Source organism: Hydrogenimonas sp. (assembly GCF_029932565.1).
Taxonomy (GTDB): Bacteria; Campylobacterota; Campylobacteria; order Campylobacterales; family Hydrogenimonadaceae; genus Hydrogenimonas.
This window is the reverse complement of sequence record NZ_JAOZPV010000061.1, coordinates 1-10,715: the sequence shown is the minus strand read 5'-3', so window position 1 is coordinate 10,715 and position 10,715 is coordinate 1. Positions and strand designations below refer to the sequence as shown.

Annotated in this window: 9 protein-coding genes; all 9 read right to left on the bottom strand. The window is 51.4% G+C overall.

From position 1 onward, the window contains the following. Nucleotides 1-272, bottom strand: a 272-nt coding sequence (locus Q1K24_RS07550) for a metalloregulator ArsR/SmtB family transcription factor (protein WP_300368312.1), incomplete at its 3' end; no start/stop codon positions are given. A gap of 105 nt (nucleotides 273-377) precedes the next feature. Further along, the gene (locus tag Q1K24_RS07545) at nucleotides 378-1,421 is read right to left on the bottom strand and encodes a glutathione synthetase (RefSeq protein ID WP_300368309.1); all 1,044 of its coding nucleotides are present in this window, start codon (nucleotides 1,419-1,421) and stop codon (nucleotides 378-380) included. Next, nucleotides 1,418-3,322 (bottom strand): flavohemoglobin expression-modulating QEGLA motif protein, encoded by a 1,905-nt coding sequence (locus tag Q1K24_RS07540; protein ID WP_300368306.1) that lies wholly within the window; start codon nucleotides 3,320-3,322, stop codon nucleotides 1,418-1,420. The genes Q1K24_RS07545 and Q1K24_RS07540 overlap by 4 nt, the downstream gene beginning before the upstream one ends. Next, entirely contained in the window at nucleotides 3,319-4,164 is an 846-nt protein-coding gene (locus tag Q1K24_RS07535; RefSeq protein ID WP_300368303.1) for an N-formylglutamate amidohydrolase, read from the bottom strand. Before Q1K24_RS07535 ends, Q1K24_RS07540 begins: the two co-directional genes overlap by 4 nt. 43 nt (nucleotides 4,165-4,207) lie before the next feature. Further along, nucleotides 4,208-4,534, bottom strand: a complete 327-nt coding sequence (locus tag Q1K24_RS07530) for a DUF4282 domain-containing protein (RefSeq protein ID WP_300368300.1) — start codon at nucleotides 4,532-4,534, stop codon at nucleotides 4,208-4,210. 5 nt (nucleotides 4,535-4,539) lie between these two features. Beyond that, nucleotides 4,540-4,953 carry an arsenate reductase ArsC gene (locus Q1K24_RS07525; RefSeq protein WP_300368297.1) on the bottom strand — a complete coding sequence of 138 codons (414 nt, stop codon included), beginning with the start codon at nucleotides 4,951-4,953 and terminating at the stop codon, nucleotides 4,540-4,542. Between the two features lie 183 nt (nucleotides 4,954-5,136). After that, nucleotides 5,137-7,023 carry a LapD/MoxY N-terminal periplasmic domain-containing protein gene (locus Q1K24_RS07520; protein ID WP_300368294.1) on the bottom strand — a complete coding sequence of 629 codons (1,887 nt, stop codon included), beginning with the start codon at nucleotides 7,021-7,023 and terminating at the stop codon, nucleotides 5,137-5,139. Further along, the gene (locus Q1K24_RS07515; protein ID WP_300368291.1) at nucleotides 7,023-7,685 is read right to left on the bottom strand and encodes a transglutaminase-like cysteine peptidase; all 663 of its coding nucleotides are present in this window, start codon (nucleotides 7,683-7,685) and stop codon (nucleotides 7,023-7,025) included. Before Q1K24_RS07515 ends, Q1K24_RS07520 begins: the two co-directional genes overlap by 1 nt. 5 nt (nucleotides 7,686-7,690) lie before the next feature. Then, the coding region (locus Q1K24_RS07510; RefSeq protein WP_300368288.1) for an Ig-like domain-containing protein at nucleotides 7,691-10,715 on the bottom strand (3,025 nt) is incomplete at its 5' end.

Sequence of the window (10,715 nt, the reverse complement as noted above, 5' to 3'; positions counted from 1 at the left end):
ACCGGCAGCGTGCGGATCTCTTGGAGCGCTTCGCTGCGAAACCGGTCCATCGGGCTGCGAATGGCGTAATAGGCCCACCGGCCTTCACGTTCCACGTTTAGGAAACCGGCCTCTTTCAAAATCTTCACATGGCGAGAAAGGCGGGATTGAATCATTTCGAACGACGCCTGCAGATCGCAGATACAGAGCGGACCGTGCCGATCGATAAACTTGAGAATCCGGACTCTCGTTTCATCGTAGAGCGCACCCGTCGTTTTCAGGAAATCACCGATCGCATCCATTTCACCATCCTTTCGTGCCCATAGTGTAGCGCGATATTGTTTCAATATATCTTAATATCTTGATGTATTGACCGTTTCTCTTTGCGGTAGGAGGGGTCAGAGTGTATTCATTTCGACATTGTCGAAATTGCGTTGGTAGTACCGCATATAGAGAACCTTCTTTTCCATCGCTTCGACAACGGTTTTACTGAAATCCACATCGGTGAAAATGTGCGAGTGGTGCAACCCGCCCGGGCTGAATACATTGATTTCGAGCAGTTTGTCACCGACGATATCCAGACCGACCAGAAACATTCCGTCCTGAACCAGTTTCGGGCGAACAATCTCCGCGATACGCAGCATCTCGTCGGTTACTTCAACGGCTTCCGCCCTCCCCCCCGCATGGATATTGGAGCGGATATCCCCTTTGGCGGGGATACGGCGAAATGCACAATATTTCCCGTTCGACCGCAGCGGTTCCGCATTCATCAGAAAGAGCCTGACGTCGCCATGGACCGCTTCGGGGATGAAGGCTTCCGCGATCGCGTATCCGTCACGGAAGACCGCTTCGGCCATCTGGTGGAGATTCGCCGCGTCATGAGGCTGCACGAAAAAGACGCCGCGTCCCGCCGATCCCATCAACGGCTTGAGAATGATCCTCCGATCATGTTTTTCGTAAAAACGTTCTATCTCGGCAAAAGTGCGCGTGATCACCTTCTCGACCCGCACCTCTTTCGGAAAGTGCTGGAAATACATCTTGTTGATCGCCCGGCTCAGACCATCCGGATCGTTCAGAACGATCACCCCGTGACGCATCGCGGTCCGCCCGAAAACGATCGCGGCGTGCTGTGCCCACGAAAGATGGATATCCTGGGCCGGATCGTTCCTAAGCATCAGGATATCGAGATCGTCTACCGTGATTCTCTCTTTGCGGGCAACATCGGATCGGATCGCATCGTAATAGGCTTTTTGGTCCGCGTAGTTTCCGGCGGCGACGCTTCTGGCATGGGCATGCACCAGCTCGTCGCAGTTGTAGACAAAATCTCCGACACCCATCAGCCACACTTCGTGTCCCATCTCTGTCGCGGTCAGCGCCAGCTGAATCGTCGAACTCGGCAGCTGTTCATTCAGCAGTTCGTTGATGACAAATCCCACTCTCATATGTATCCTTTTTCGATCAGATCGAGCAGCGTCAGTTTTTCCTCACGGATCTCCTGCAATCGTCTCTTCGCTGCCGGCTCTTCGAGCCATCGGGGCCAGAGCGGCGGCTTTTTCAGAATTTCACGATACTGCAGCTCTTCGATCAACGGAATGTGATCGGCTGCGATCTTTCCGATAAAAAGCGGCTCGAGCGGCCCGTCGCCATGCAGGTAGTCGAAAATTCCGATCAACCCCCGCAGATAGACGGCATCCTTTGTCAGGCCGCCCCCCCGAAACACCCGCGTCGTGATGGTGAATGCGCTCTTTTCACCAAAACCGTACTCGTCGTTCAGCACGGCGAACACCTCATCGAAAGGTTTTCCCTCGCAGAGCAGATGCACGGCGACCACCCGCGCCGCGAGGACCCGCAGTCGCGCCTTGCTGATCCCACCGCTAAGATACTCGGAGAGGACGGCGATCCCCTCCTGCATCTCGTCGTAACCGCTGAGCCCCGTATGGAGCTGTTTGAACGGTTGCGCCAGGCCGTTGGTGTAGGTCAGAATATGGGTGCCGATCTCGTGATGGAGAAGCGCTTCGATCCGATGCTTTGGAAAATGGGCCGACCGGGCGATCAGAAAATTGCCGCCGGAAACCATCGCACCGGCGACAATGTCGTCGCGTATCTCCACGTTCGAGCGCATCTGCGGATAGAACGTCTTGTAGTAGTCGATCTCTTCTCTCGCATACTCCGCAAAGGTCTCTGCATCGACCGCATCCTCCTGCGCATCCGCTTCGACATCCTTTTTCTCGTGCGGCAGCAACTCCAGCATCCGGCTGGCCGTTTCGAGCAGATCCTCTTCGACTCTTCCGTATGTCGGGATGCTCCCATAGAGGAAATTCGCAGTGTCGCGATCGAAGAGCAGTGTCAGTTTGCGGTCGAGTTCCACCATTTTCTGGCCAAACAGCTCGAAAAGGGTCGGATCTTCGATCTTCCCGATCGGAATGTCGAAAAGCGTCCGTTTGATATGGGCGATATAGAAAGGCCTCGGACGATAGAGGAAATGAGGGGTTCCTTTGAAGCCGTTCGCCTTGAACCGGCGCCAGGCATCTTCGGTATTGACCGGCGTCACCTGCAGAAGAAAATCGAAGGCATCCTCGATATCCGCCAGCGCGGCATCGATTTCCCACACCGCTTTCGTCACAAGACGGCGACCCATCATCGCGTAATGGGTGGGACAACTGCGGGTCATATCCACAGTAAAACGGAAAAACGCCTTTTTGAAAGCGGTTCCCAATCCTCTCCGCAATGCATAGAATTCAAGAGGAAAAAACTCCGCACCTTCTTCGTCGTGATAGACCGGTAGCACACCCAGTCCGACAATATGGGTGTTGTTCCGCCGCAGCTTCGTTTCGGAAAGAACCTGCGCAAAACCGGGCGGTGAAACGATTTCGCTCCGTTCGATCGCCACGTCGGCTTTCAAACGGTGAATCGAAATCTTTTTCAACCATGTCTGAAGTGTCTCGACAGTCGAGAGAAGTTCCTCCGGCTGCGTAGCGACTATATGGAATTGGGGCTGGTGTCTGGACTCAATATCTTCTGGCCTCTTTTCATAGGGGATCGACCAAAGTTCCAGTATCAGAAAACTGCCGAAAATCTCCGACATCGTCCCCGCAACGGCTTCGACCAGTGCCGAAACGTCCTGGCCACCCAGCACCGTAATATAGGAAGCTTCACTCTCGACCAGACGATAGGTTCCGACATCCTCCCGCCCTTCCGGTTTTCTGTAGAGGCAGAGAAACGGGAGCTGTCGGTCGATATGGATACGCCCGCCCTCCGGAAGCTTTTTTCTGACAGCACGGTTTGCTTTCAGATCGGAGACAATCTCGGCGACAAGTGTATCGGTCAGCCGTTCTCCGTTCATGGCTTCACTCCCATTTCCGACAGGGAAATTTCAATGCCGGGCATCGCCGCCTTGAGCATTGTATGGAGCCGTTCGATGCGCATCAGATCGACCCTGCCCTCCCACTCGTCCATGAAGATTTTTTTGAATTCGACCGAAAGGACACAGGCGGAATCCTTGAATCGGCCATGCACCCATTCGGCCAGGTATCCGCCCTTGAATTTCACGTTTTCACGCACGTCCAGCCGATCGCCGAAATAGTCGAAGCTTCGCAGATCGCCGATGAAACGCCGGATCAGAGCTTCCCATGGCTTCCTGTCGGCCAGTGTCGCCGTGCCAATATTGATATCGGGATTCGTTTCGGGATCGTCGGGCGGCGCATCGGGCCCCCGGCGACGGTAATTGTAGCTGTGCAGGTCGAGAAGGACGAAACGGCCATACTTCGATACGATCGCTTCGAGATGTTCCCGAAGCTCTTCGTAGAAGGCGTCGTAGAGTTTCAACCCGTGCCCGACCATCTCGTCGGTGGGCGGCTCTTTCCAGAGATCCAGCCCCCAGGCGTCCGCTGGCGTTCGATAGACCGCTTTTTCCCGCGGGCGGTTGAAATCGACGACGAAACGGGAGACAGATACGGTAATGCGGTTATCGCAGATCGATGTCATCCGGTAGGTACAGGGGTCCTCTTCGCGCAGTCGTGTGGCTTCGTCGAGGGCGAGCCGCTCCGCAACATCGTGGGTGAGATCGTGTCCGTCATGAATGGCCGCCGCGACAATCGGCCCCTCTCCGGGGCACATCATCCACTGGCTTCCCTTCATCGCGAAGTGGCGGGCCAGGGTTTCGGGAGTTCGTTCCGAATGGTGCATCAGACATCCTTTCCGATTTTTCCTCTCTGAAAAAATCTTTTCTCTATCTCCTTGAGAGTTCGAGCAACTGTCGCAGGGCATCGTGCATCTGGAAATACCCGATCATCGTCTCGAACATCATGCGCCATATCACTTCCATCGAAAAAAAGATACCGAGAAAAAAGAGGATTGTCGCAACTTTATGGCCCGTTTCAAGCCCACCGTAAAACTCTTTGAGCCTTGCATCGGCACTCCGGCACCAGGGAAGTCTGCGGATAAGATAATGGCGCAGATACCACAGAAAAAGCGGCATCACCGCTGCACCTGTGTAGTAAAAGAGAATCAGAACATCCTGCGCGATGAATCTCTCGAACGTCAGGAAGTCCAACATACCGTCTACTCGTCACACAGCTCTTCGCGTATGCGGGGAATCAGAAGATTTTTCATCTGATGAAGCTCCCGTTCGTACGCTTCGAAAGGTTTGCCTTCGGGATCTTCGAAACCGATGTGGATTTCGTTTCTGGCTCCCGGAAAGGTGGGACACGCCTCTTTGACATTGTCGCAGACCGTTACGACAAGATCGTAATCGAGACTCTCCAGATCGTCCAGGCTTTTGGACCACAGATGCTCCGTTTCGATACCATCTTCCGCCAACACCTGCAGCGTTTCGTGATCGATCGTTCCTTTCGGCTTCAATCCGGCACTGTCGGCATGCAGATCGCATATGCGTCCCAGATAGTTGTTGATGAGCGCCTGGGCCATGATGGAACGTGCCGCGTTTCCATTGTCGATAACCAGGATTTTTTTCATACCTTGTCTCTCCAAATGCTTTTGGATGTATGATAACAATTAAATGATTTAAAAGAGGTTTTTGGATCTCAAAGGGTACCGATTTGCAAAAACTCTTTGACGCAGCGTCAACATGGGACCGATAACTGCGCCATTTGTATGAAACATTCCGGTATCAGTGACTGGCGTTACGCAGTCACTCATTCAGATTATGAAATAGTCGGCCCCCAGTTTGCCGAGTTTTTCCAACTGCTCCTGCGATTCAAGCCCTCCGATAAGCAGCTTCGTGCCGATGCTGTGCAACAGCAACGTCAGAGAGTCACGCAGCGTATCGCTCATATCGAGGAACTGTCCGATATGCATCTTCACATAAACGGGGCGTACTTTGTGCAGAAGTTCCAGAATCTGCACATCCGCATCGAATCGTGCAATGGCAATTGGTATATCCTGGGCATGAAGCTCTTCGACAATGGCTTCGATCGCCGAAATATTCCGGCGTATCAGATCATTCTGTCCAATCTCGACAACAAATTCACGCGGCATCGTTTTGAGTCGTGCCACGTAATCGATCATGGTTTCGAATTCATGGGTCGTATCGAGATAACTGATCGGCAGTTCCATCGCCACCCGTTTGCATTCGAATGAGGGATTGGCAAGAAGATACTCAAAGGCATAGGCGACGTAGTCAGGGAAAAGGCCGAGCTGCAGCAGCATCGGTGCATAGACCCGGTATGGGATCCTGGCACCTTTTTCGTCTTCGAGATCGAAGATCAGTTCGGCGGAAATGTCTTTCCCGTTTTCGGAGAAGATATTGGCAAGCACCGGCTTCATACGGTTCTCTCTGATCCCTTCGATAATCAGATGACGCCATTCGATCTTTTTCGTCGGAAGCGCATTGTCGAACAGGAGAGTTTTAACGGCATCCCGGTTTTGTGTCATCGCGGCATTGAGCGTGAGATCGGCGGAAGCGAAAAGTTTTTCGAGTGTTTTTTCCGGATCATAGGGCACAACGGCAGCAGCAAGGAAAAGAATCTCTCTGATCTGTTCGACTGCATCGAACACTTCTCTCGCTTCGTCGATGAACAACTGCGCCATGTTTTCGGCTTCCTCTCTTCCGATCGATGGAACAAGAATAGCCAGTTCCATCCCCGATATCCGACAGACAATGGCCTCCTCATGGGATGCTACACGCTTTTCAATCTTTTTGGTAACCGTTTTGAAAAGGTCGTTGACTTTGTCATACCCGATAATTTTGTTTGCATCCATTGTGCCGCAGAAACGAATGGCTACCACCATACCGGTGGAGCGGCTGTCTCTGGAACCGGTATAGTCTTCGTACCGGACGATGAAATAACGGCGGTTGCAGACACCTGTCAACGGATCGCTGTACTCCAGTTCCCGATTTCTTTTCGTCAGGTCGATCAGTTTTTTGTGCATCTGTTCCACCCGATCGACCAAACCGTTCATTGCCAGGGTCATCCGCTTCAGCTCGACGGTTTTCGGAAGATCATGGTTGATGATAAAACGGTTTTGAAGCACGCCTTCGGCCTGCTCTTCCATCGTCTCGATCGGTCTGAGTACGGTCCGAAGCATCAGAATGATGATCAAAAACCCGAGAATCAGCGAAACGATAAAGACCGAAACAATCTTTTTGAAAAGGTCGTAGAGATATTCGAGCGAGGCGGTCGTATCGGCCCGGACCTCCAGCATGCCAAGCGGCTGCCATCCACTGGAAACCTGGGCATAGGCGGATTCTCCCGAGAGACTCATCAACGAAGCGAACCATGACGGAACGGCGGCCAGATCGTCGCGGCTCTTTTCGAACAACACTCTCCCGCGCATATCTTTCAGGATGATTTTTCTGTAATATCCCGTATCGAACACGGCATCGGCCATGACCGACATTTTCGGAATGTCGCCATCGGCCTGCGACATCGTAACTGCAAGCGTCGATGCCGTGTTCTGTGCCTTGGTATAGAGCTCGTTCTCGATATAATCCCGGGAATCTTCAAAACCGATCGCCAGGATAGTCGCAAGCATAATCAGAAAAAAGAGTGTAAATACCACGGTGATTTGTCTAAAGAGTGTCATCATTCATTCCTTTCCATTCGGTGGACCAGGTCTTCCCATTTCCGTTTGACTTTTCGGTTCTTCTCTTTGAGCCCTTTGCGGGTATGATCGGAAAAACGTTCGAGCAGCTCGCCATTGAACGTATAGACCGGTATGATATCTTTTCGTTTCGACGCCGGGAAGACTTTGTAGTTGATGCTGTCGAGAATCAAAGGTTCCGCCTGGGGGGATTCGTAGTAGGCGAGGACCATGTGGGGAACTTTCTTGCCCCGCACACGGACATAGACGAAGTAGAGTTTTTTGGGGTCGACTCCCAGCTCTTTCAGGGTGAAATATTTGGCGATCACATAATCTTCGCAATCGCCCCGGTCTTTGAGCAGAAATTCGAACGGTGTCGCCCAGTAATCCTTTTTCCCCCACACCTTTGCATCGCTTCCGTAGGAGACTCCGTTCCAGAAATCGTTCACCTCCGACAGTTTGGTCCGAAGATCGGCATCTTTCAATGTTTCGAGCAGTTCATTCAGATACTTGAAGCGGTTCGCGGCGAAGGGACCGTAATCCGCTTCGATCTGCTGCAGCCTGCTCTGGCCGACATAGGCATGCGTCATGGATGCCGCCGTCAAAACAATGGTTGCCAGAAGCGCCGAAAAGATGGCGCTGTAACTCTTCGATGCCCGTTCCAAAATGATCAGCTGTGGGGAACGTCCTGATCGATCTTGAGTGTCACCGTCGGATCGCCGCTGCTGCCCGTATAGGTGAAGACATCGTAGCCTCCTTCGGAGGTCTGTGTAACAGAGTAACCCGCCGGTGCGTCCGGCACATCCACACTGTCGGCACTGTCGCCTTCGATAACCAGTGTATTGTCGTCATCGGTCATTTCGATGACATCGTCGAGCGTGAGATCCTTGATGTCATGATTGCCGTTGACCGTCAGATCCAACTTCTCTATATTTTCCACTTTCGTTCCAGCCGGCAGATTCGAGAAATCGATCGATTCATCCTGATGAAGTATCAGTGTATCGGTTCCTGCGAGTCCATCGACTTTGTCGCCCGATTGGAAATAGAGCGTGTCATCGAGGTTGGTTGCCGTGCTGTAGGGATCAAGCACTGTTACATCGATCGTCTCCGTTGTGAAAGCGCTATCGACCACAGCCCCATTGACAATCTCTTCGCTTGTCACTTTGACTGTCAGTGTATCGACTCCCGGATCTTCCGTTTTATAGAAGATCGAATCAAGCTGCCACTCGGTGATATCGGCTGTCGTATGATGATCGGTCGCAGTAAAAGAGTGGCCATTACCATCGGAGAGTGTGGAGCCAACCGGCAATCCTTCGACCTCCACTCTCAATTGCTCCGAACCGTCGGTATCGTTCAAAGAGGCATCGATTTCAGGTAATCTTATCTCATGGCCTGCGACGCCGGTGTTGGTCTGAAGATCGAACTGGACATTGTCGAGCAAACCACCCAAACTGTTTTGATCTTTTGCCACAAACTCCAATTTTTTATCTCCGTCACTCTCCACATACAGATCGATCGTATAATGCTGCATGGCAAGATGATCGTTGTCGAAACCTTTTCCACTCAATGTTTTGACCAGTTTACCGTCGAAATAGATATCGATATCGGAATCGTTCAAGTGTCCTTTTCGCGGAGAGTAGTCGAATTCCATATGATAGAGTTCACCCTCTTTGGCATCACTGACTGTCGTATAGAGGTTTGAAGCATCTCCGTTTTTGGCTTCCAATTCAATCACATAATTGTCGTTCTGCCCATTTTGCAGATAGACATTTTCCTGCCCTACCTCCACATACGTATTGGCATTGTCTGTCGACCACTCTGTACCTGATACACCGCTCTCTCCATCGATATCTTTGACATCGATGCTTCCACTCCAACTGTTCGGCGTCAAACCTTCCAAATTCATACCAAGAGAAAATTCATTGGTATGGATTGAAAGGTTCGGTGTATCCGCAACAGCCGTTGCATCAATTATAAGCGTCTGCACCACTTCACGGCTGTTTCCTGCTTCGTCGGTCGCTACAGCCTTCAGTGTATGGTTGCCGTCAACAAGTATGGTTTGAGTATAATCGTATTGCCACATACCATCAGAATCTGCAGTCACGGTACCGACTTTCTGATCGTCGAGATAGAGGTCGACCTGACTTCCGGGTTCAGCCGTCCCATTAAATACCAACGTATTGTCATTGGTAATAAAGTCTCCACTCTCGCCACTGTCGTCACTGATCGATGCAATGGCAATAGCCGGTGCCGTTGTATCGAGTGTCACAGTAAGCGCATTGGTGGAACCGCTGTTGCCGTAGGGATCAACCGCAGTAGCGCTGAAATCAAATTTCGGGTTTTCTATGCTCATCCAGAGTTCATAGGTACCGCTGTCATATCTATTGCCATTGTTAAAGGCACTGACCTGAATGTAGTAGTCACCATCTTCCGGTACAGTAAATTCGTAATAGGGATCGAGTGTTCTTGCATCGGCTCCCGTCCGATCATAAAGCACTGAACCTTCACCCCCGTCCAGTGGTGCGAGGTCGTCATCCTGTCTCGCTTCGGTGACCAATCCTTCCGGATAGTTATAGATATGTTCATCGACATTGTCAATGAGATTTCCATTGGCATCAAATATCTGGATTTCAGTATCGACGGAACCATCATTCCGCCAAATGTTTCCATTGGCACCATAATCGACATCCAAAATCAGCTTTTCTCCTGCTTTCAAAGAAACCTTCACCCAGTCCTGATCGACATGGCCATCGGTTGGGAAATCGTTGCCGTCCGGATCGACATTGTTTATCGCTCCGATAAAACGGGCCGACAAGGTGTTCGGATCTTTGACGTTTTGAGGAATTTCCCTTCCATTGGTATCATCCGGCCCTCCGAAATTCTCTACAAACGCCCCAAAATCAGATCGTTCGAACACGACAGCATTTTGGATCGTATTGTTCAATTCGTTGCCGTTGGAATCAGCAGAATCCTCCACTTTCGTCGTTACTGGTCGATCGATCAACGATGGCACTTCGAAGCTCCATTTACCATCGGTATCCGCCGTCGTAGTTCCTATTGCGGCACCATTTTGGTAAACCGTGACAATAGCATTGGGATCGGTCTCACCCTGCAGTAGAGGCGTGTCGTCATACGTAAGATTGTCCGCGTCACTTTCTCCCGTATCGCTGCTTGGGGCCAGATCAATCGTAATGGGGCAGATGGTATCTTTCAATATCGTTTTGCCTGCCAAAGCCGTATTGCCGGCAATATCTGTACCAATAACCGCCACACTCAACATACCCTCTGCAAGTCCCGAGACATCCACATTGACAGAATAGTGTCCATTGGCATCCACTGTGATCGTCGATGAATCAATGGAGAGTGTCTGCCCATTGGTATCTTCGATCGTCATCGTATCGATTGCAGCCCCTGGTTCGATCTCTCCCGTGATCAATGCGTTATACTGCTCGGCATGATTGATTACATTGTCTGTATCCGTGATATTGTTATCGCTAATATCGACATCCAGAACAAGAGCCGTATCCACGGTAAGTTGCAGTGAACTACTCGCACTCTGACCCAAAACATCTGTCGATCTCACCGTCAATGTCTGTTCGCCATCCGGCAATACCGATGTCATGATGGAATAGTTGCCGTTGGCATCGGCAACACCCCGTCCCACCTCGTTGCCGTTGGCATCGGTTATAACGACA

Excerpts from the sequence above, each read along its gene's own strand:
- Q1K24_RS07530 (WP_300368300.1), bottom strand. The coding sequence starts at position 4,534 with ATGTTGGACTTCCTGACGTTCGAGAGATTCATCGCGCAGGATGTTCTG.
- Q1K24_RS07545 (WP_300368309.1), bottom strand. The coding sequence starts at position 1,421 with ATGAGAGTGGGATTTGTCATCAACGAACTGCTGAATGAACAGCTGCCG.
- Q1K24_RS07540 (WP_300368306.1), bottom strand. The coding sequence starts at position 3,322 with ATGAACGGAGAACGGCTGACCGATACACTTGTCGCCGAGATTGTCTCC.
- Q1K24_RS07525 (WP_300368297.1), bottom strand. The coding sequence starts at position 4,953 with ATGAAAAAAATCCTGGTTATCGACAATGGAAACGCGGCACGTTCCATC.
- Q1K24_RS07520 (WP_300368294.1), bottom strand. The coding sequence starts at position 7,023 with ATGACACTCTTTAGACAAATCACCGTGGTATTTACACTCTTTTTTCTG.
- Q1K24_RS07535 (WP_300368303.1), bottom strand. The coding sequence starts at position 4,164 with ATGCACCATTCGGAACGAACTCCCGAAACCCTGGCCCGCCACTTCGCG.